Source organism: Vibrio cholerae, from assembly GCF_008369605.1.
GTDB classification, from domain to species: domain Bacteria; phylum Pseudomonadota; class Gammaproteobacteria; order Enterobacterales; family Vibrionaceae; genus Vibrio; species Vibrio cholerae.
This window is the reverse complement of record NZ_CP043554.1, coordinates 2,684,463-2,706,696: the sequence shown is the minus strand read 5'-3', so window position 1 is coordinate 2,706,696 and position 22,234 is coordinate 2,684,463. Positions and strand designations below refer to the sequence as shown.

Genomic DNA, 22,234 nt, shown 5'->3' with positions numbered 1-22,234 from the left:
TTAAAAGCTTTGTAAAACTCGTTTGGTGTCTGGAATAAATATCACGACGTGAGAGTAAAGATGATGTGTTTGGATAGGCGTTTCCTATTTGAAGTTGCAACAGTGTTGGTTACATTCGTTTCTCCCCAATCACATAGTATCGCTATGCTCATGGGGATTTACTGATTTGTCGCCTGCCTGCAAATTCCAACAGTTTGGGTATGGCGAGGAGGCTTCAATATCGGCCTAGCCGATGAAGCTTTGGGGACTTCAAACCCCTCTGGGATTTGGGTGCCGTGAGTCTTCCAACTTTGGGTTCATCGCATCAAGCGAGCGTTACACACTCTCACCGGCAGTAAATCGATAGCCCATATCGACGACTTGCTGCTCGGCACGTTCACCTTTGAGTGCGGCAATCAGTAGCTCAGCGCTTTTTTCACCAATCGCATAACGTGGCGAATCAACGCTAGTCAGCTTTGGCGTGATGGTGCGGCCGATGTCCAGCGCGTTATAGCCAATCACGGAAAGCTGTTCGGGCACCCGAATCCCACGCTGCTGCGCCACCAGTAGAGTACCAATCGCGATGTCATCATTGGTGCAGAACACACCATCCAGATCAGGGTAACGCGCGAAGGCTTCATCAAGCAACTGAGCGGCGAGAGAGAAACTGGAGTGTGAGCCAGTCAGCACGTGCTTGATAGGCAGCCCGGCTTCTTGCATCGCTTGGTCATAGCCCTGCATACGCAGTTTGGTGCGGGTATCAAGCCGTGCGCCGAAATAGGCAATCGAACGTTTACCCGCCGCGATAATTTTTTTCACCGCTTGATATGAGGCTTCAACGTGATCCATACCCACGGCCATATCAATCGGGTTAGCAGGCAGCTCCATGGTTTCGACGACAGGCACGCCAGAGCTGGCAATCATCTGCAAAGTGCGCTGAGTGTGATGACTTTCGGTGAGAATAAGACCATCGACTTGATAGGCGAGCAGCGAAGCAATTTTGCGCTCTTCTTCCTCCTCATCGTAACCAAAGTGGGCGAGTAGGGTTTCATAGCCATTGGCTTTGGTCACCGCTTCAATCCCTTGCACAAAAGAGGCAAAAATTTGGTTCGACAAGGAAGGAAGCAAAATACCAATCGCCTTACTGGATGATTTAGAAAGCATCGCGGGGGCGCGATTTTCAATGTATCCCAAAGCCTCAACGGCGAGTGCTATCTTCTCCCGCGTGGCCGCAGCCACGGAATCCGGGCTTCTCAGATAACGCGACACAGTCATTTTTGTTACGCCAACTTGATTCGCCACATCTTGCAATGTCGCGCGCTGTTTTTTTGTCATAGGTTATTGAGTCTTTTATAAAATGTTATGAGTAACATTATGAAGAAGTGACGGTATGGGTACAACCATTGTGTGTGGTGAATAAAAGGTAATAAAAAAGCCCTGACAAGGTCAGGGCTTAAAAACGTCGATGAAGATTAGTTCATGCCGTATTTTTTCAGTTTCTTACGAAGAGTGCCGCGGTTGATACCCATCATAGTTGCTGCGCGAGTTTGGTTACCGCGAGTGTATTGCATGATGGTGTCCAGAAGTGGTTGTTCAACTTCAGCTAGAACTAATTCATACAGTTCAGTCACTTCTTGGCCATTCAGTTGAGCCAAGTAGTTTTTAAGAGACGCTTTAACAGAGTCACGCAGTGGCTTTTGCGTGATTTGGTCTTGTGAAGTTACGGTAGTAACGGTTAAAGCTTCTGAAGTCAGATTTTGTTCGAACATATTCGGTCTAGCTCTTCTCTTAATTATGATGCAACGTTATCAAAATACCCTTCGAGCGCATCGAGTTGCTGGTCAGCAGTCTCAATGGCGTTGAAGGTACGGCGAAACGCACTCGCTTGTTCATGCTCTTGCAGGTACCAACTCACGTGTTTGCGCGCAATTCGTGGGCCTAAGTACTCTCCATAAAACTGATGGAGTGCGGTTACATGACCAAGCATGATGTCTTTCACTTCCGAAATTGGAAGTTCTGGCATTGTGGTGCCGTGTTCCAAAAAGTGTTGGATTTCCTGAAAAATCCATGGTCGTCCTTGGGCAGGACGGCCAATCATTAAAGCGTCTGCACCGGTGTACTCCAGTACGTAGCGTGCTTTCTCCGGGCTATCGATATCACCGTTAGCGATAACCGGAATGCTCACAGCCGCTTTGACCGCTTTAATGCTGTCGTATTCCGCCTCACCTTTGTACATGCAGGCACGAGTTCGTCCATGGAGAGCCAGTGCTTGTATGCCGCAGTCTTCGGCTAATTGAGCAATCGAGAGACAGTTTTTATTGTCTGTATCCCAACCCGTTCGGGTTTTGAGTGTGACTGGCACATTCACTGCATTCACTACCGCTTTCAAGATGTCTTCAATCACATCCGGATAGCGCAGCAGTGCAGAGCCCGCGAGCTTTTTATTTACTTTTTTGGCTGGGCAGCCCATGTTGATATCGATGATTTGCGCACCGTTTTCAACGCTGAACTGCGCGGCTTCGGCCATCAGCTGTGGATCGCTGCCCGCAATTTGTACTGAGCGAATGCCCGATTCGCCTTCATGTACCATGCGGTTTTGCGATTTGGCCGTTTTCCACAACGCAGGATTGCACGACATCATTTCACTGACCGCCATTCCTGCCCCGTAGCGTAAACACAACTCTCGAAAGGGTCTGTCGGTGACACCCGCCATTGGGGCGACGATCAGATTGTTCTTAAGTTGATAGTTTCCGATTTTCAAAACGTCTTCACAGCTTCGTACCAGCAAGGGCGCGCATTTTACGCATTTTTTTGATGCCTGAAAAGACTAATATTTGAGCATTGGCAAATTGTTTTGCCAAATAGTCGATTTATCAGTCAATTAGGCCGCAAAGTCTTATCTAGCCTAGCTTGCGGCCAGAAATGCGACACCATTCGCTCTTTTCTGCGATGGGGTCAAGCTCCAGATCGTCACGGTAAAATTCCGCCACGCTTTCGGCTTGCGTATCCAGAATGCCAGACATGGCCAGTTGGCCGCCGGGCTTCAGGAGTCCTTTGATGATCGGAGAAAGCTCACGCAGTGGGCCGGCCAGAATGTTCGCGACCACCACGTCAGCCACCAAGCCTTTGGGTTGATCTTTTGGCAGGTAAACTTCGATTTGATCTTCCACGCCGTTACGCGCAGCGTTGTCTTTGGACGCCAGTAGTGCTTGTGGATCGATATCAATCCCGATCACTTTCGCAGCACCAAGTTTGATGGCGGCAATCGTCAGAATGCCCGAGCCACAACCAAAATCGATCACGGTTTTACCGCTTAGGTCGAGGTTATCCAGCCACTCTAGGCACAGTGCGGTCGTAGGGTGAGTACCAGTACCAAAAGCCAAGCCTGGGTCGAGCATCACGTTCACCGCTTGTGGGTCTGGCACTTCACGCCAGCTTGGGCAGATCCAGAGGCGACGGCCAAATTGCATTGGGTGGAAGTTATCCATCCATTCGCGTTCCCAGTCCTTGTCTTCCACTTGCTCCACTTTGTGCGCAAAACCTTCCGCGAGCATGTTGCTGGCTTTGATTTGCTGAAGGATCAGCGAGGTATCCATATCCGCTTCGTACAGTGCGACCACATCGGTATCGCCCCATAGGCGGGTTTCGCCCGGTAGAGGTTCAAATACAGGGGTATCTTTGGCATCGAGGAAAGTGACTGACACAGCGCCAGTTTCTTCCATCAGCATATCGCCAATTGCTTCTGCATTGTCGTTGGTCGCATTGAGTTTAATTTGAATCCAAGGCATGGCTTAAGATCTCATCGGGTTTAGATTGGCGCAGAGTGTAGCAGATTTGCCACTGATGTTCAGGCCAGAAAGTGGGCGGATTTAAAACAAAAAGCAAAACAAAAAGCCCACCGGAGTGGGCTTTATCGTATTCCTAGTGCAATCAGCCAATCCAAGTAGTTTGGGTATGATTGATTGGGTTATGCGCGATGAGAGTAAAAACGGCGGCTTACTTGATGCCGAGTTTTTTCTCCAGATAGTGGATGTTGGTACCGCCTTTCTGGAAGTTCTCATCTGCCATGATAGCTTGTTGTAGTGGGATATTGGTTTTGATCCCTTCCACAATCATCTCATTGAGTGCGTTACGCATACGAGCAATCGCCACATCGCGGTTCTCACCGTAAGTGATGAGTTTACCGATCATCGAGTCGTAATGCGCGGGTACGGTGTAGCCAGAGTAAATGTGTGATTCCCAACGCACACCCATGCCGCCAGGTGCATGGAAGCGTTCAATCTTGCCTGGGCAAGGTAGGAAGCGCTCTGGATCTTCCGCGTTAATACGACACTCAACGGCATGGCCGCGAATTTTGATGTCTTCTTGTTTGAAAGACAGCGGTTGACCCGCGGCGATACGCAACTGCTCTTTGATCAGGTCAACGCCAGTAATCATTTCTGTTACTGGGTGCTCAACCTGAATACGCGTGTTCATCTCAATGAAGTAGAACTCACCGTTTTCGTACAGGAATTCAAAGGTACCAGCGCCGCGGTAGCCGATTTCGATACACGCACGGGTACAACGTTCACCGATGAACTTACGCATTTCTTCAGTGATACCCGGTGCGGGTGCTTCTTCTACCACTTTCTGGTGACGGCGCTGCATTGAACAGTCACGCTCAGCGAGGTGAATCGCATTGCCTTGACCGTCAGCGATCACTTGCACTTCAACGTGACGTGGGTTTTCTAGGAATTTCTCCATGTACACCATATCGTTGTTGAAGGCGGCTTTCGCTTCCGCACGCGTCATCTGGATAGATTTGGTCAATTCTGCTTCGTTACGTACGACACGCATACCGCGACCACCGCCGCCGCCAGAGGCTTTGATGATAACAGGGTAGCCGATGCGTTTGGCGTGCGCTTTGTTTTTCGCTTCGTCGTTATCCAGTGGACCGTCTGAACCCGGAACACAAGGTACGCCCGCTTTTTTCATCGCGTTGATGGCGGAGACTTTGTCACCCATCAAGCGGATGGTTTCGGCGCGAGGGCCGACAAAAATGAAGCCGCTGCGCTCGACTTGCTCAGCAAAGTCCGCGTTTTCAGACAAAAAGCCGTAACCCGGGTGGATAGCTACTGCGCCCGTCACTTCCGCCGCAGAGATAATGCGTGGAATGTTCAGGTAACTGTCGATGCTTTTGGCAGGACCGATACAGATAGACTCATCCGCCAGCAGTACGTGTTTTAAGTCGCGGTCAGCCGTGGAGTGCACGGCAACCGTTTTAATGCCTAATTCTTTACAAGCGCGAAGAATACGAAGCGCAATTTCGCCTCGGTTCGCGATGACAACTTTATCTAACATAAAGGTGGCCTCGATTATTCGATAACAACAAGCGGTTGGTCGAATTCAACGGTCTGACCATCTTCAACAAGAATCGCGGTCACAACGCCAGATTTGTCGGCTTCGATCTGGTTCATCATTTTCATCGCTTCAACGATACATAGGGTATCGCCAACAGAAACGCTTTGACCCACTTCGATAAACGCTTTGGCATCTGGGCTTGGTGAACGGTAGAAAGTGCCTACCATTGGAGAAAGCACTTTATGGCCTGCTGGCACTTTTGCGGCTGCTGGTGCTTCTGCTACCGCGGCTGCTTGAGCTACCGGTGCTGGTGCAGCCACTGGTGCTGGTGCGGCTGCGTAGTGCACTTGAGGTGCTGGAGCTGGTTGGCCATAACGACTGATGCGTACTGACTCTTCACCTTCAGAAATTTCCAGTTCTGCGATGCCAGACTCTTCAACTAACTCGATAAGCTTCTTGATTTTGCGGATATCCATGTTTCTTTCTCTTTTATCTTGTGAATAAGACAGCCCGAATGGGCCGCAGAGTGTCTTTATTGCTTGGCCTGCAATGCTCGGATTGCAGCAGACAAAGCGAATTCGTAACCTTGGGCACCTAAACCGCAAATCACCCCTTGTGCTTTATCAGACAAGTAAGAGTGATGACGGAAGGGCTCGCGTGCATGAACGTTGGACAAATGCACTTCAATAAAAGGAATCGCCACCCCAAGCAGTGCATCGCGTAACGCCACACTGGTATGAGTAAAGGCCGCCGGATTGATAATGATGAAATCCACTTTGCCGAAGGCTTGGTGAATGGCTTCAATCAACTCATATTCGCGGTTAGATTGCAGATGTTCTAACTCAATGTCTGCTTTTTGCGCTTGGTCGCGCAATGTTGCTACGATCTGTTCTAAGGTTTGTGAGCCGTAGTGGGTAGGTTCACGCAAACCTAATAAATTGAGGTTTGGTCCGTTAAGAACAAGAATGCGAGATGTTGCAGTCATTGTGTAGTCATCTTCCTTTATTGTGTGGTGAATAAGCAGTTTCCCACAAATTTACTTATTCGACATAAAGTTTTTGTCAAAAGTTCGCGGATTTTATTAAATTGCCCACGATTATAGCCAATTCATAACAAATGGCAGCAATTTACTGGTCTAATCACCTAGTTTCGGGCGTGAAATGGGTAAGGAAGTGAACAAAATAGGGGGCTAGAGGGATTTGCCATCGCCTAATCGGCTTGAACAGGAAAGTTCAGCGCATGTTCCCAGAAGATAGGCGAGAGAAAACAAAAACTCCGGCCATGAGGTGCGCCGGAGTTTGAAATCGCAAGCAAAGGTGTATTCCCTTGTGACTTGAGGCTACAACGCCAAGCCACAGGGTTTGTTATTTAAGTTGGGCTTTTTCGGCAATCAGGCGGTCAACCACGCTTGGATCGGCCAGCGTTGAAGTATCCCCCAAGTTGCTGGTATCGCCGGTGGCAATTTTACGCAAAATACGGCGCATAATTTTACCTGAACGGGTTTTCGGTAGCGCATCGGTCCAGTGTAGGACATCCGGTGTCGCGATAGCGCCAATCTCTTTGCGTACCCAATCTTTCACTTCTTTATGCAGTTCAGCGCTCGGATACACCCCATCATTGAGTGTGATGTAAGCGTAAATCGCTTGGCCTTTGATATCGTGTGGAACACCGACCACGGCGGCTTCTGCAATCTTATTGAATGCCACCAGTGCGGATTCAATTTCTGCCGTTCCCATACGGTGACCCGAAACGTTGAGTACGTCATCGACACGGCCTGTGATCCAGTAGTAACCGTCTTCATCGCGACGCGCGCCGTCACCGGTAAAGTACATGCCTTTAAAGGTAGAGAAGTAGGTTTGTTCAAAGCGGTCGTGATCACCATACACAGTGCGCATTTGACCCGGCCATGAATCGAGCAGCACCAAGTTGCCTTCAGTTGCGCCTTCCACAATTTCGCCCATGTTATCGACTAACGCTGGCTGCACACCAAAGAAGGGGCGTGTGGCCGAACCCGGTTTCAACGCCGTTGCACCCGGCAGTGGTGTGATCAAGATACCGCCGGTTTCGGTTTGCCACCAAGTATCGACAATCGGTGATTTTTCGTTACCGATCGTGCGGTAGTACCACTCCCACGCTTCTGGGTTAATCGGTTCACCCACAGAGCCCATGATACGCAAGCTGTCACGGTTAGTGCCTTTAATCGCTTCATCACCTTTGGCCATCAGCGCACGGATCGCCGTTGGCGCAGTGTAAAGGATATTGACCTTATGCTTGTCTACCACCTCGCTCATGCGTGCGGTGGTGGGGTAGTTTGGCACGCCTTCAAACAGAATGGTTCTTGCGCCATTCGCCAATGGGCCATACACCAGATAGGAGTGACCCGTTATCCAACCCACATCAGCGGTACACCAGAACACTTCATTGGGCTGATAGTCGAATACATATTTGAAGGTCATAGTCGCATAAACCAAATAACCGCCAGTGGTGTGCAATACGCCTTTCGGTTTACCGGTTGAGCCAGAGGTGTAGAGGATAAACAGCGGATCTTCGGCTTTCATCTCTTCTGGTGGACAATTATCGGAGGCTTTTGCGGTTGCTTCATGCCACCAAATGTCACGGTGTTCATGCCAAGCGACATTGCCACCAGTACGCTTAAGAACCATCACTTTACTGATGTTTTTGACTTCTGGATTGCACAGTGCTTCATCGACGTTTTTCTTTAGGGGGACGGCGCGGCCGCCGCGAACACCTTCGTCGGCAGTGATCACTAATTTGGCGTTCGAGTCGATAATGCGTCCAGCCAGTGCTTCTGGCGAGAAGCCACCAAAGACGATAGTGTGCACTGCGCCAATACGGGTACAAGCCAACATAGCAACCGCCGCTTCTGGCACCATAGGCATGTAGATACAGACGACATCACCCTTGCGTACGCCTTGCTCTTTCAGCGCATTGGCAAAACGGCACACTTCTTGGTGCAGTTGCTTATACGTCAGAGTTTTGTCTTGAGTTGGGTCGTCGCCTTCCCAAATGATCGCGACTTGGTCGCCACGGGTCGCCAAATGGCGATCAATACAGTTGGCAGAAACGTTTAACGTGCCATCTTCAAACCAGCGGATATCGATGTGCCCTGGGTCAAAAGAGGTGTGTTTCACCTTGGTGAAAGGTTTAATCCAGTCGACGATTTTGCCGTGTTCGCTCCAAAAGCCTTCCGGATCTTTGATGGACTGTTGATACATCGCCAGATAGGTGTCGTTATCGGCATGCGTATGCGCTTTGATGTTCTGTTTGACCGGATAAATATGGGCTTCACTCATTACGGGTTCTCCTTGTGAATTCGGCAAATTTCCTGAAAGGGCGCGTTTCAAACACGAGAGGAGGAAATTCGTTTCGTTTATAACTCTCAGTCAGAGCAGGGATTTCTACAATTAGACTTTAGGATGAAAGCCTGATGGGATATGTGTGCAAGACGAATAAGCGGCAAACAAGCGGGAGAGATCTCGCCGCCAACATTCGGCGTTACACACCCGGTGCAATAAATTGTGGCAGATCGCCTTTGGTTAAACGCACAAACACCAAAGCGGCGGCAATCGCATCTTGCAGCGCATCATGTTTATCCTGCAGTGGCAGATCCAGATGGCGGCAGATCGCCTCTAAACTGAGATCGAAATAGGCATTGGGCAGGTGTTTTTCCAGTTTATCGTGATAGATCTGGCTCACCTCAATCAGTCGGTTGGGGAGTGGAAACCCGAGATGTTTACGACAGGCGATATCCAAAATCGTCTTATCGTAACGAATGTGGTAGCCGACCAAGGGACGATTGCCAATAAACTCAATCAGTTGGAGAAGCGCCTCTTTTTCGCTCAGACCATCGTGCAGATCTTGGTGGCGGATACGGTGAATCCGCACTGAACCCGAGTCGAGCGATTGTGGCGCGCACAGGCGCACCTCAAAGGGTTGGCTGGTGATAATGCGGTTATCAACGATCTTGGTTGCGGCGATGGTCACTAACTCAGCGCGTTTAGGATCTAAGCTGGTGGTTTCACAGTCGAGCGAGACGTACTCGTGATGGCGCGCGGTTTCAAACAGCCGTTGATAGGGAGAACCTTTGAGTTTCGCGTGCCAATAACGGCGTAATAACCAGTTCATCAGTCACCTCAATCGCGAATTTGATAGTGATAACCGAGCCACTGCTTAAATTTTTTCACCACATGCAGGCTATGGCGCAATAAATCGCGTTCAGTACGGTCGAGTTGTTTGAAGTCGAGTTGGTTGGTGCTGTGCTGATTGCCAAGCTGCTGGGCAAGGCGCAGTTTTAAAAACAGCTTAAAGGCTTCACTTAAGTTATCGCCAGTCTCTTGTTCTAAAACCCGTTTTTTGACTAAAGCTTCAATCCGATCAAAGGTGTTATTGGCATCAATTGCGTGCTCCAAACTTAAGGCGCGCACGCCGTGTACGATAGGGAAAATCCCCCCTTGCTTGATATCAATCCCTTGCTTGCTGCTTTTCACGTTACCAAACAGGGTCAGCGGTACCGAAAAATTGAGTGCTGGGCGAGTAAATTCCGCCAAGATGAGCTCTTGATCGGCCATCAAGTGCTGCAAATGCGCTTTCACAGGCGCAAGCAGCGCACGATTTCCTGCCACCGCATGCGCGTCAGCAAAAATGGCAATATCCATCACTTGTTCGGGGCGCGCGGCTTTTACCCAATCAGTCAGAGTGCGTTTCCACTCGCTCTGGCTGCGCACCCATTTCGGGTTATTGACCATCACTTTGCCGGGACACAGGGGATAGCCGAGCTGCAGCAGGGTATGGGTGAGCATCTCCATGATGGGCTGGCACTGGTGCCATTCCAAACCATCTTGAATGATGAGCGCGTTGTCTTGATCGGTTTTGAGGATCTGCTCGCCACGTCCTTCCGAGCCGAGCACTACTAAGCAGCACTGATCGTGCAACGCTGGAGGAACCACTAATTCAAAGGCTTTCTCGATGATCTGTTCATTGACTGCGGCAATCAGCTCCATCACAAAACGGGTACGAACCCCTCGTGACATCAGGCTTTCGACCAGTTCGCGCTGTTTGTTGGCAGCGAGTGCCAGCTCATCAATCGAGGCTGCACGCGCAATCGCCAGTGTCAAAACATGAGAGTGAGTAGAGAAGGCGCTCAGTATTTGAATCAGCGACAGCAAACCCACAGCCTGATTGCCATGGCACACCATGACTCGCTTGATGCGTTGGCGCGTCATCATCACCATGGCATTGAACAAGAAGTCACCTTCGTCCACGTGCAATACCGGAAAAGTGGCAATCTCGCCGACGGGCGTATCCAAAGGGCGGCCTTCAAGCATCACTGCATGCAGCATATTGGTTCGCGTTACAATCGCATAAGGGTGAGCGTGGTTGTGCGCCAATCTTGGATCGCTGGGATGCAGTGCGACTAAAGCCGCATCAATCCCGCGCTCTTTGAGTTGTTGTGTGACGCTGTGGATCGGCTGCTCCGGCGACAGAATAAAAGGCGGGTGATAAATGGAACGGTCGACTTTGGTCAGAATGAATTCGGCAATGTTTTTCTGCTGAGCCGCGGCTTCAATCAACTCTTGCCGTTTGGCGAGGTTATTATCGAAATAGGCAGCGAACTCGCCATTTTGCTCGTACAGCTGCAAAAAAATCGATTTGGGCAGCAAGTAGGAGAGGGTGTCTTCGAGCGCCATATATTGATGTTTGCTCAGTTCTTCAAACATGGCGCGTACATCAAACAGATCATCATTGGCGTAGTGTGCAAAAACCTCTTTGCCGTCGGGGCTGCGTTCCTCAACCGTGCCTTTGATCAGAATATGCAGATGAGTCACAGGGTGCTGAGCATCAATCAACACATCGCGCTGGCGGAAATAGGCGACATCCAAAGCACTGCGCAATTGATGTTGCTGCTCAGCCGTCAGTCGATTAAACGGTGGTGACTGCATATTGAATTTATCAGGCATGAGGTGGCACTCATCATCGGGACAGGTTCACTAAGTGTGACAAATTTCCCCTGCCCCTCCAGACGACTTTGGTCTAATGCAGGCAACAAAGGCTTTTCTAAGCTGCGATGATCCGCCGATTGGCACCAGTAACTTGACGCTGAATCTGTTGATATAAGCAATCGGGAAACGATGAGTTGCGTAATCTTCCCTTTTTTAGACGCGAATCCACATGCATAATGTGCGCGCTTTAAACCTCCCTTTTTGATTAGGAACGATCATGTTTACCCCCACTCCCTATGGTTGGATTTCGCAATATTTCATCGGTTTTTTCTTTGCTTACGGCGTGTATTTGCCATTTTGGTCACTCTGGTTTGAAGACCAAGGCGTTTCAGCGACCGACATAGGTGTCTTGGTTGGGATAGGTTTTGCGACGCGCTGTGTAGCGAATTTGGTGCTGACGCCGCGTTTACACCGTGTTGAGCAACTGATGCCCGCGCTGCGTTGGCTCAGTTTCGCGGCAATGCTGTTTGTCGGTTTTCACTTTTTTACGGGCGGCAGTTTTTGGCTGATGGCGCTGGCCACTGTGCTGTTTAACTTATGCTGTGGCCCTGTGGTGCCGATTTCTGATGCCATGGCCAACTACTACGCCAAGCTGAAAATGCTCGACTATGGGCGTACTCGTTTGTGGGGGTCGATCGCGTTTATTGCCGGATCGACTGTGGTCGGATTCTTGGTCGCCAAGTGGGGCAGCTCGATGATTTTGTACACGGCGCTGGTGGGTGTCGCCGTCTCTTGGCTGTTGAGTTTGCGCCAAATTACACCGATGCCAGTCACTGAGCACGAGGCTCATGCGGTGCGCCCGAAGCTGAAGGAGCTTCTTACCGAGTGGCCTGTGGTGAAATTTCTGCTGCTGGTGGCCTTAATCCAAGGTAGTCATGCGGCGTATTACAGTTTCGGCTCGATTTATTGGAAACAAGCGGGTCACTCAGAAGACATCATCGGCTACTTATGGAGCTTAGGTGTGGTCGCGGAAGTCTTGGTGTTTGCTTTCAGTAAGCGCTGGTTCGCGGGCTGGAGTTTGCGCACACTATTCTTCGTAGCGTCGTTGGGGGTTATTGCACGTTGGGGTTTAACCGCCTCCACGACCACCATCCTGGCCTTAGTGGCGATTCAACTGCTGCATGGGGTCACGTTTGCTATCGCGCACATCGCGGCGATTCAGTACATCCAGCATGCGCCGCAAAATAAAATGGTGGCACTGCAAGCTCTGTATAACGCGATTCCACTCGGCGCGGTGATTGCGGCGGTGACCACTCTCAGTGGTTGGGGCTATGAGCATTGGGGCGCAGCCGTATTCTGGGCGATGGCCGCAATGGGCGGATTGGCATTATTGATCCGCGTTGATACTCCGCCTTCAACGGTACAAGATGGCAATGCACTGAAAGCGGAGCCTGAAGCACAGAATTAAGTCGTGCTGATTGAGTTCAAAAAACAACCTCGTTTTAATAGAAGCCTCTCAATCGAGAGGCTTTTTTCATTTCGCAACAGCAAGGATGTCTGATGCAAGGTTGGTTGGTAATTCCCGTTTCGCTCGCGTATCTCGGCGTGCTGTTTTTGATTGCGTGGTATGGTGACAGGCAAACTCGTTGGCTCGCCAATTGGCGGCCGTGGATCTATAGCTTGTCGATTGCGGTTTACTGTACCTCGTGGACGTTTTACGGCACAGTCGGGCAGGCGAGTGTCAATCCTTGGTCGTTTCTGCCTATCTATATCGCCCCAATCTTGATGTTTGTGTTTGGTTGGCGCGTTTTAGCGCGGCTGATTTTGATTGCTAAACGTGAGCACATTACTTCGCTTGCCGATTTTATTGCCGCCCGTTATGGCAAGTCGCAGGGTTTGGCCGTAGCGGTGACGGTGATCGCGGTCTTGGGTATTTTGCCGTATATCGCGCTACAACTGCGCGGCATTACGATGGGATTGAATATTGTCGCTCCCGATTTAATGACAGTGTACGGCTATCAAGAATCGCATGTATCTTGGTTTGTGGTATTGGCACTGGCTCTGTTTACCATGTTGTTTGGCACTCGGCATATTGATAATACCGAGCATCACCGCGGTATGATGATGGCGATCGCGTTTGAATCGATCGTCAAATTGGTGGCCTTTCTCTGCGTTGGGGTATTTATCGCGTATCTGGCGTGGCGTACCGATGGATTAGAGCTTTCAACGATTGCGGCCAGCACCTACCAAGCCCCAAACTGGCCGACCTTATTGATTCATACCTTGCTGACCATGATTGCGATTGTGTGTCTGCCGCGCCAGTTTCATACCATGGTCGTTGAAAACGAGCGCCCGCAAGATCTGCACACCGCGCGCTGGCTCTTCCCCGTTTATCTTCTCTTAATGAGCCTGTTTGTGTTGCCGATTGCTTGGACGGGACAAGGTTTACTGCCGAACACTTCACCCGATACGTTTGTGATTAGCCTACCTGTGTTTGCTGGGGCTCACGATATAGCATTGCTGGCTTTTTTGGGCGGAACATCGGCAGCTTCGGGGATGGTGATTGTCTCGACCATTGCCCTTGCGATCATGGTATCCAATGATTTGGTGATGCCTTTATTGCTGCGCCGGATGCGCTTGTCGCAGCGCACTCATCGCCATTTTTCCGGTTTGTTGGTGGTGATCCGCCGCACCTTAATCCTACTTTTGCTGTTCGGTGCATGGGGTTTTTATCTGGTACTCGACAGTATTCCTTCGTTATCGGCGATTGGGTTTCTATCGTTTTCGGCGATTACCCAGTTTGCCCCTGCGATTTTTGGCGGTATGTACTGGCGAGAAGGCAATCGTAAAGGGGTTTATGTTGGTTTAGCGGTCGGTTTTACCCTGTGGCTTATCACCTTGATGAGTGCCACCGATATGCTGGCGGGCGATGCCAGCAATAACGTCTTGCTGTGGGTGATCACTCCGCCAGATTGGTTGGTGGCTCTAGGGTTAAAAAGTGCGGATTGGGGCATGCTACTGAGCGTGACCCTTAATACCTTGTGCTATATCGGTGTGTCTTTGGTGACGCGCGCCAGCTTAAGTGAGCGTTTGCAAGCCGCGGCGTTTGTCGGTACACCGCTGCCTGAAAACGAAAACATGAGCCTTTACCAAAGTCGCGTGACTGTGGGTGAGCTTGAAATGTTGGCCTCACGTTTTGTGGGGCGGACTCGGGTACGCAACGCCTTTGCTCAATACTGGAGTCAGCAGCGTGAAACCTTGCTACCGAATCAGCAAGCCTCTTCCGCCTTGATCCGCCATACCGAACGCGTACTGGCTGGGGTATTTGGTGCTTCGTCCGCTAAGTTGGTGCTCACCTCGGCGCTGCAAGGACGTAAAATGCAGCTTGAGGAAGTGGCGACCATAGTCGATGAGGCGTCTGAGCTGTACGATTTCAGCCGCGGCTTGTTGCAAGGGGCGATTGAACACATCGGCCAAGGTATTGCCGTGGTGGATAAACAGTTACGTTTAGTGGCATGGAACCAGCGCTATCTTGAGCTGTTTGAGTTTCCGCCGGGATTGATTCAAGTGGGACGGCCGATTGCGGATGTGATCCGCCATAACGCGCAGCAAGGTTTGTGTGGGCCGGGCGATCCAGAAGATCACGTACGGCGACGGGTCTACCACTTAGAGCAAGGGACAAGTCACACCTCCTCGCGAGTGCGGGCGGATGGGCGAGTGATTGAGGTGCAGGGGAACCCGATGCCCGGCGGTGGGTTTGTGATGAGCTTTACTGACATTACGGTGTTTAGAGAAGCGGAACAAAGCCTGAAAATGGCCAACGAAACGCTGGAAGAGCGTGTACTGCAGCGTACCTTGGAGCTAGAAAAGCTCAATAAACAGTTAGTCACCGCGACCCAGCGTTCGGAGCGCGAGTCGCAATCCAAATCGCGCTTTTTGGCGGCGGTCAGCCATGATTTGATGCAGCCATTGAATGCCGCACGCCTGTTTGCCTCATCCTTATCTGAAGTGGCTAAAGAGGCGGAGGTGCAGAAACTTGCCCATCATATTGAAAGTGCTTTGGGCGCGGCGGAGGATTTGATCAGCGATTTGCTGGATATTTCGCGTTTGGAGTCCGGCAAAATCGATCTGCATCCGCACAGTTTTGCGATTATGGACGTATTGTCGAATCTCAATGCCGAGTTCAGTGCCCTCGCCGCTAAACAAGGTGTGCAATTTAGCCTAGTGCCATCATCACTTTGGGTGCATTCAGATCCCAAATTGCTGCGCCGAGTAATCCAAAATTTCCTGACTAATGCGTTTCGTTATAACCCGAACGGCAAAGTGATTCTCGGGGTGCGCCGAGTCGCCACCGGGCAAGTGCGTATTGATGTGTGGGATAACGGGATTGGTATTGAGCAAGATAAGCAGCAGGAAATTTTTGAGGAGTTTAACCGCGGTGGGCAGGTACGCTCCGACCAAGGTCTAGGGCTTGGGCTGGCGATTTCGAAAGGGATTGCCCATGTACTGGGTCATCACATTTCGATGCGCTCTTGGCCGGGGCAGGGCAGTGTTTTCTCGATTACTTTAGATCGCGCTCAACCCATGCCGTCGTCACTCACTCAGACGGTTGCGATGGTCAATGAGAAAGGTTCAGAGCTGCAACATCTGCGTGTGCTGTGTGTCGATAACGAGCCAGATATTTTGGTTGGGATGCGTGATTTGCTGGAGCGTTGGGGGTGTGAAGTCAAAACCGCGACCGATATTCATGGCAGCCTCAAAGCCTTGGAAGGTCAATGGATCCCCGATGTGATTTTGTCTGATTACCGCTTGGATAACGGACGGACAGGGCTTGAAGTGCTGCAGCAGTGCCGCTTGCGTTTGGGGGATTGTTTCGCTGGCGTGATCATCAGTGCCGATCGCAATCCCGATATTTTGGATGGGATCGAATCAAGCGGTTTTCGCTTTATGGCTAAACCGATTAAGCCCCTCAAACTGAGAGCCTTACTGAATAGTCTGTCTTGAGCCGATGGTCTGTTTAAAACAACCGTCTATACGCAGCCTACTTGCAACTTCAAGTCGTTTGGGAATATTGAAGGTACAGTAAGCATTAAGCCCTCAGATGAGGGCTTAATGCTTATGAGTGCTTAGTGGCATTCAATCGACAGAGGCCAACCAATATCGGTTTGACGGTTGGCTTCTAACTCTAACTCTGTACGAGTCAGTGGATTTTTTGCCAGCCATTCACCGTCAAGCGTGAGCGTCAGCTTGTCCTCTTGTGCGCTCAATTCTACCATCGGCTCTAACGCCGGGCTGCGTCGATGGCTTAAGAGGACAGCAAGACGCAGCAAACGCAGTACGCGTTTACCACTGGTGCCTGACAGTGCATATTGTTCAGGTAACGAAGTTAACTGTTCGCGATAGCGACGTACGATTTCACCTAAATAATGTTTTTGGGCGCGGGTATAACCGGGCAGATCAAGATGTTGGAGTAGGTAAGCGCTGTGCTCCCCCCCTTTTTTGAAATCGATGGTGAGACCAATTTCATGCAACTTAGCTGCCGTACGCAGCAACATCTCTGCTTGTGGTTCATTGATCCACGCTTCACCGCCACATTGCGCGAGCAGTTTACTGGCGAGAGTGGCGACTTGATCACCATAAGCGCTATCGATCTGATAACGGGTTTGTACACAGCGAATGGTGCGCGCTCGAATATCTTCTTGGCGTAGGTCTTGAACCATCTCATAGACGAGACCTTCACGCAGGGCACCGCCCGCCAGTGTCATCGCTTCGATGTTCAGTGATTCAAAAATCGCAATCAGAATCGATAGGCCACTTGGGAAAACCAGAGCACGTTCCAGCGTTAACCCTTCGATATCTAGCTCTTCGAGATGATCGGCCAGCATGGCTTGCTTCTGTAAACGCTTGAGTTTGGTCAGCGTAATGACTTCATCCATGCCTTGCGCCAGCATGATCTCTTGCAGTGCTTGTACCGTACCACTGGCTCCAACACACACATTCCAGCCAAGCTCAGTGTATTGAGTGAGGATCGGATCCAGCATCTGTTTGGCGGCTAAAATGGCGTTATTAAAGTTGGTGGCCGTCAGCTGACGATCTTTGAAATGGCGCTCTAACCAAGTCACACAGCCCATTTTCAAGCTGGTGAGGGCTTTGGCTTCAAAACCTTCACCGATAATCAGCTCGGTACTCGCACCACCAATATCCACTACCAAGCGACGCCCTAACCCCCCCGAAGTGTGCGCGACTCCTTTATAGATAGTGGCCGCTTCTTCTTCACCGGAAATAACGTCGATCGGATGGCCTAAAATCTGGTTCGCTTTAGCGATAAATTCAACGGCATTGGTGGCGGTACGCAGGGTTGCGGTCCCTACAATTCGGATATTCTCTGCGGGAATATCTTGCAGTCGCTCGGCAAAAAGGCTGAGACAATCCCACCCTCTTTGCATCGCATCTAAGCTCAAGGCGTTGTGTTCATCTAGACCTGCTGCCAGACGCACCTTACGTTTGATTTTTGCCATTGTCTGCACACTGCCATCGATATGACGCACGACCAACATGTGAAAACTGTTGGAACCTAAATCAATGGCAGCATACAAGGGTGAAGAAACGGCTTGGCTCATAGCGAAATCAGGCTTCCTTTTTCGGGCGTGGTGCGCGTGGGCGGCGTTGCTGAGGTTTGCGATTGCCACCATTATTGCTATTGCGAGAACCTGCGGTATTGGTGCGGCGCTGTTGTGGCGACGAACGTAGGCTCAGAGGCGCAGGTAAGTCCGTCAGCAGAGCTGAAGGATCGTAGTCTGAGGTTGGAATCGCATGCTCAATGTAGCTTTCGATCGCCGGCAAATTAATCGCGTACTCTTCACACGCAAAGCTTATCGAGTGGCCACTTGCGCCCGCGCGACCCGTACGGCCAATACGGTGTACATAGTCTTCACAATCGTCAGGCAAATCGTAGTTAAACACGTGGGTCACTTGAGGAATGTGCAAGCCGCGTGCCGCAACGTCGGTCGCAACCAGAATGTCCACATCACCTTGGGTGAACTGCTCTAAAATACGCTCACGTTTCTTCTGCGGTACATCACCAGTCAGTAGGCCAACACGGTGGTTATCGGCCGCCAAATGTGCCCAAATCTGTTCACAGCGGTGTTTAGTGTTAGCAAAAATGATTGCGCGATCTGGCCACTCTTCTTCGATAAGAGTCTGTAGCAGCGCCATCTTGTGTTCGTTCGATGGGTAGAACAGCTCTTCCTGAATGCGATGACCGGTTTTTTGCTCAGGCTCTACCACCACATGTTCAGGGTTGTTCATGTGTTCAAAAGCCAGCTCTTGCACGCGGTAAGAGAGGGTGGCAGAGAACAGCATGTTGAGACGATCTTTGGGCTCAGGCATACGGCGGAACAAGAAGCGAATGTCTTTAATAAAGCCGAGATCAAACATGCGATCTGCTTCATCCAGTACCACTGCTTGAATGTGATTGAGGTTGAATACACGCTGTTTGTAGAAATCGATAATGCGTCCGGTGGTCCCGATCAGAATATCGACGCCACTTTGCAATTTTGCGAGTTGCTTATCATAGCTTTCGCCACCATAAGCCAAAGCCGCTTTCAGACCGGTTGAGGCCAACAAAGGCTCGGCATCATTAAAGATCTGAATTGCCAGTTCACGAGTCGGGGCCATAATAATGGCGCGTGGCTGAGTTTCTGCTCGGCCTTCAGCGGCTGGTGTGGTCAATAAATGGTTGAAGGTAGCAGTAAGAAACGCGAGCGTTTTACCAGTCCCTGTTTGGGCCTGGCCTGCGATGTCTTGGCCGGAGAGCAGTACCGGCAACGCCAATGCTTGGATAGGGGTACAGTAAACAAACCCCTTTTTTTCCAGTCCATCAATAACTTGTGGCTGTAAACCAAAGTCGGCGAACTTATGCTCTGTGATATGCGTCTTTTTCATGGCTATAGAATATCAGCTTACGCTTGCAATACGGAAGTAAATACATTCCAATAGAGCATCTATTTACTGGTTGAGTTATCACCAGTGCAGAAAATCACATTGGAGTGAAAGATGAGTGACAAAATTTTGCAGCTGACCGATGACGGTTTCGAGAACGATGTAATCAAAGCTGCAGGCCCGGTTCTGGTTGACTTTTGGGCGGAGTGGTGTGGTCCTTGTAAGATGATTGCCCCGATCCTAGATGAAGTGGCTGACGAATACGCAGGCAAACTCACTATCGGTAAACTGAATATTGACCATAACGCGGGAACGCCACCTAAGTTTGGTATCCGCGGCATCCCAACACTGCTGCTGTTTAAAGATGGCAGTGTGGTAGCGACTAAAGTTGGTGCGCTATCAAAGACTCAACTGAAAGAGTTCCTAGACGCGAACCTGTAATGAGTCAGACCGCCAAGCCGTACATAGCAATATGTACGGTTTTGTTTTTGGCAAAAAACAATTTCTAGACTAGGCTAATATTTAGTGCTAGTTTATCGCACGTTAATTAAACAGTTGTTCACTTCTTGGTCAATCCTTAGACCATATCCATCTTAACTTAACAACGATCCTTTTTGACTAACTAAGTATCCACCACAATGAATCTAACAGAACTGAAGAACACCCCTGTGTCTGATCTGGTTAAGCTTGGCGAAAGTCTGGGCCTTGAAAACCTGGCACGCCTACGCAAACAAGACATTATTTTCGCAATCCTCAAAGCACACGCAAAAAGTGGTGAAGACATTTTTGGCGATGGGGTTCTGGAAATTCTTCAAGACGGTTTTGGTTTCTTACGTAGTGCAGACAGTTCATACCTTGCTGGCCCTGACGACATCTATGTGTCACCTAGCCAAATTCGTCGCTTTAACCTACGTACAGGCGACTCAATTGCCGGGAAAATTCGTCCGCCGAAAGAGGGTGAACGTTACTTTGCATTGCTCAAAGTGAACACTGTAAACGATGACCGTCCAGACAACGCCCGCAACAAAATCCTTTTCGAGAACTTAACTCCTCTACACGCCAATGAACGTATGGTGATGGAACGTGGCAATGGCTCCACAGAAGACATCACGGCGCGTGTTCTCGATTTGGCAGCACCGATTGGTAAAGGTCAACGTGGTTTGATCGTTGCTCCGCCAAAAGCGGGTAAAACCATGCTGCTACAAAACATCGCTCAAAGCATCGCCAGCAATCACCCTGAGTGTGTGCTGATGGTACTGCTGATTGACGAGCGTCCAGAAGAAGTGACTGAGATGCAGCGCCTAGTAAAAGGTGAAGTGGTTGCTTCAACCTTTGATGAGCCAGCATCGCGCCACGTACAAGTGGCAGAAATGGTGATTGAAAAAGCCAAACGTCTGGTTGAACATAAGAAAGACGTGGTGATCCTACTGGATTCAATTACTCGTCTAGCGCGTGCCTACAACACTGTGGTTCCTGCATCAGGTAAAGTACTGACCGGTGGTGTGGATGCGAACGCATTGCATCGTCCTAAGCGTTTCTTTGGGGCTGCACGTAATGTAGAAGAAGGCGGTAGCTTGACCATTATCGCTACTGCGCTGGTTGATACCGGTTCTAAGATGGATGAAGTGATTTACGAAGAGTTCAAAGGTACAGGTAACATGGAACTGCACTTGAACCGTAAGATTGCTGAAAAACGTGTTTTCCCAGCTATCGACTTCAACCGTTCAGGTACGCGTCGTGAAGAGTTACTGACTAAGACCGATGAGCTACAAAAGATGTGGATTCTACGTAAGATCGTTCACCCAATGGGCGAAACCGATGCGATGGAATTCCTAATTGATAAGTTAGCCATGACCAAAACCAACGATGAGTTCTTTGACGCGATGCGTCGACAGTAATTGAACGTTATCTCAAACACCACCCTTGCGGTGGTGTTTTTGTTTGCGTTCTAGACCAGTGGTGTCCACACTGATGTAGAACGAACAAGGAGGAGTATATGCAACAAGGATGGTTGTGCCTCGTTCTTCTCTTTTTGTTAGGTTTGCCGCCTTACGCGCTTGGTGGTGATATCACGGCAACAGAGCGTGAGCTTTGGCTTGCGGAGCCACAGACCCAACAGAAAGCCGAAGAGCTTTATCTGCTCGCACTGCACAATGAAGTAGATCGCTTACAGTTCAATTTGCAGCGTATCAGTTATCCCGCACAAGAAGTCGTGCGTTTTCTTCTATTGCAAAAATTTGAACAAGGCCAGCTGATCTTGACGGAGGAGCTTGCCGTATTCATTGCTGTTCAAAAATCACAGACACCCAATTATTTGATTGCTGAACGGGGCGACGGTTATGAGTTCTCTGTCCCCGCTTTTGATTATGCCGCTATCGCCCATCGACTGTTAAAACAAGCACAGCAGCAACAAGATATCGTGATGTTTGTGTTACAAGCAGAAAATGGCGAACTCAATCTGCGTGAGTGGCTTTCTGGTTCTTCGGCTCAATCAGTAGATGTTCGTCAGCGCTTATTACTCACAGAGTTGCATCGTTTATCACCGCAAGCCATGGAGCGTTTGATTGCCCAAATCACCACTGAGCAGGTGACGAGTTGGCTGCCCTCTGCAACGGTGATGGTGCAATTTGCGCAGCGTAGTCAAAGCCATACCTTGTATCAAAGGCTTTGGTTAATGAAGGCTAATGATGAAATTAGGCAAGAGGTTGCTCGTTTAGGGGCGCAAGCCGATGGTTTTGCTAAGCAGCAATTAATGCTTGCTGTCGAAAATCCTAGCCTTAAGCAAGAGGCACTGCAAGCATTGATTGAAATACGCCCTATGTCGATGGAGGTTGAGCAATTCTTAATTGAGAAACTAGGACAAAGTGAAAATGCCTCTCAGGTTGCGAGTATGCTTGCTCAATCGGGTTATCAAGGATGGTTGCATGAGTTAGTCAGCTCGAATCGCGCGGTGAAACAGCAAGCGATTTTAGCGGTACTGAATCCATAACCAACAAATGTAAGAAAATGGCGCA

The 22,234-nt window shown here is 50.0% G+C and carries 17 protein-coding genes; 5 read left to right on the top strand and 12 right to left on the bottom strand.

The window, feature by feature from the left end; translation table 11 throughout:
• Window positions 1-315: 315 nt before the first annotated feature.
• From F0316_RS12635 to F0316_RS12590, 10 genes are all read right to left on the bottom strand, one after another.
• On the bottom strand, window positions 316-1,314 hold the full coding sequence (locus tag F0316_RS12635; protein WP_149560522.1) for a LacI family DNA-binding transcriptional regulator: 999 nt from the start codon (window positions 1,312-1,314) through the stop codon (window positions 316-318).
• A 137-nt stretch (window positions 1,315-1,451) separates the two neighbouring features.
• The gene (fis, locus tag F0316_RS12630) at window positions 1,452-1,748 is read right to left on the bottom strand and encodes a DNA-binding transcriptional regulator Fis (RefSeq protein ID WP_000462885.1); all 297 of its coding nucleotides are present in this window, start codon (window positions 1,746-1,748) and stop codon (window positions 1,452-1,454) included.
• 23 nt (window positions 1,749-1,771) lie between these two features.
• Window positions 1,772-2,740 (bottom strand): tRNA dihydrouridine synthase DusB, encoded by a 969-nt coding sequence (gene dusB, locus F0316_RS12625; protein ID WP_001905559.1) that lies wholly within the window; start codon window positions 2,738-2,740, stop codon window positions 1,772-1,774.
• A 139-nt stretch (window positions 2,741-2,879) separates the two neighbouring features.
• Window positions 2,880-3,767: a 50S ribosomal protein L11 methyltransferase gene (gene prmA, locus F0316_RS12620; protein ID WP_149560521.1), complete on the bottom strand. Its 888-nt coding sequence runs from the start codon at window positions 3,765-3,767 to the stop codon at window positions 2,880-2,882.
• Between the two features lie 208 nt (window positions 3,768-3,975).
• The gene (gene accC / locus F0316_RS12615) at window positions 3,976-5,319 is read right to left on the bottom strand and encodes an acetyl-CoA carboxylase biotin carboxylase subunit (protein ID WP_000884888.1); all 1,344 of its coding nucleotides are present in this window, start codon (window positions 5,317-5,319) and stop codon (window positions 3,976-3,978) included.
• Window positions 5,320-5,333: 14 nt separating this feature from the next.
• Window positions 5,334-5,795: an acetyl-CoA carboxylase biotin carboxyl carrier protein gene (accB, locus tag F0316_RS12610; protein ID WP_000354613.1), complete on the bottom strand. Its 462-nt coding sequence runs from the start codon at window positions 5,793-5,795 to the stop codon at window positions 5,334-5,336.
• 56 nt (window positions 5,796-5,851) lie between these two features.
• A complete protein-coding gene (gene aroQ, locus F0316_RS12605; RefSeq protein WP_000127556.1) occupies window positions 5,852-6,304 on the bottom strand; it encodes a type II 3-dehydroquinate dehydratase in 453 nt (150 codons plus the stop codon).
• 379 nt (window positions 6,305-6,683) lie between these two features.
• Window positions 6,684-8,633 carry an acetate--CoA ligase gene (gene acs, locus F0316_RS12600; RefSeq protein WP_001287251.1) on the bottom strand — a complete coding sequence of 650 codons (1,950 nt, stop codon included), beginning with the start codon at window positions 8,631-8,633 and terminating at the stop codon, window positions 6,684-6,686.
• Between the two features lie 202 nt (window positions 8,634-8,835).
• Window positions 8,836-9,465, bottom strand: a complete 630-nt coding sequence (locus tag F0316_RS12595; RefSeq protein ID WP_001104320.1) for a 3'-5' exonuclease — start codon at window positions 9,463-9,465, stop codon at window positions 8,836-8,838.
• An 8-nt stretch (window positions 9,466-9,473) separates the two neighbouring features.
• On the bottom strand, window positions 9,474-11,297 hold the full coding sequence (locus F0316_RS12590; RefSeq protein WP_001112959.1) for a CBS domain-containing protein: 1,824 nt from the start codon (window positions 11,295-11,297) through the stop codon (window positions 9,474-9,476).
• Between the two features lie 259 nt (window positions 11,298-11,556).
• On the opposite strand from F0316_RS12590, the gene F0316_RS12580 reads away from it, so the two are divergent.
• Window positions 11,557-12,747 (top strand): 3-phenylpropionate MFS transporter, encoded by a 1,191-nt coding sequence (locus F0316_RS12580; protein WP_000494990.1) that lies wholly within the window; start codon window positions 11,557-11,559, stop codon window positions 12,745-12,747.
• Between the two features lie 92 nt (window positions 12,748-12,839).
• On the top strand, window positions 12,840-16,283 hold the full coding sequence (locus F0316_RS12575; protein WP_001163254.1) for a hybrid sensor histidine kinase/response regulator: 3,444 nt from the start codon (window positions 12,840-12,842) through the stop codon (window positions 16,281-16,283).
• A gap of 122 nt (window positions 16,284-16,405) precedes the next feature.
• Here the strand turns inward: F0316_RS12575 and gppA are convergent, their stop codons facing one another.
• Both gppA and rhlB read right to left on the bottom strand, forming a co-directional pair.
• Window positions 16,406-17,899: a guanosine-5'-triphosphate,3'-diphosphate diphosphatase gene (gene gppA, locus F0316_RS12570; protein ID WP_149560520.1), complete on the bottom strand. Its 1,494-nt coding sequence runs from the start codon at window positions 17,897-17,899 to the stop codon at window positions 16,406-16,408.
• A gap of 7 nt (window positions 17,900-17,906) precedes the next feature.
• Entirely contained in the window at window positions 17,907-19,223 is a 1,317-nt protein-coding gene (gene rhlB / locus F0316_RS12565) for an ATP-dependent RNA helicase RhlB (protein WP_000750771.1), read from the bottom strand.
• 111 nt (window positions 19,224-19,334) lie between these two features.
• On the opposite strand from rhlB, the gene trxA reads away from it, so the two are divergent.
• From trxA to F0316_RS12550, 3 genes are all read left to right on the top strand, one after another.
• Window positions 19,335-19,661 carry a thioredoxin TrxA gene (gene trxA / locus F0316_RS12560; protein WP_001280783.1) on the top strand — a complete coding sequence of 109 codons (327 nt, stop codon included), beginning with the start codon at window positions 19,335-19,337 and terminating at the stop codon, window positions 19,659-19,661.
• 197 nt (window positions 19,662-19,858) lie between these two features.
• Window positions 19,859-21,118, top strand: a complete 1,260-nt coding sequence (gene rho, locus F0316_RS12555) for a transcription termination factor Rho (RefSeq protein WP_001054524.1) — start codon at window positions 19,859-19,861, stop codon at window positions 21,116-21,118.
• A gap of 98 nt (window positions 21,119-21,216) precedes the next feature.
• On the top strand, window positions 21,217-22,209 hold the full coding sequence (locus F0316_RS12550; RefSeq protein ID WP_084980793.1) for a hypothetical protein: 993 nt from the start codon (window positions 21,217-21,219) through the stop codon (window positions 22,207-22,209).
• Window positions 22,210-22,234 lie beyond the last annotated feature (25 nt).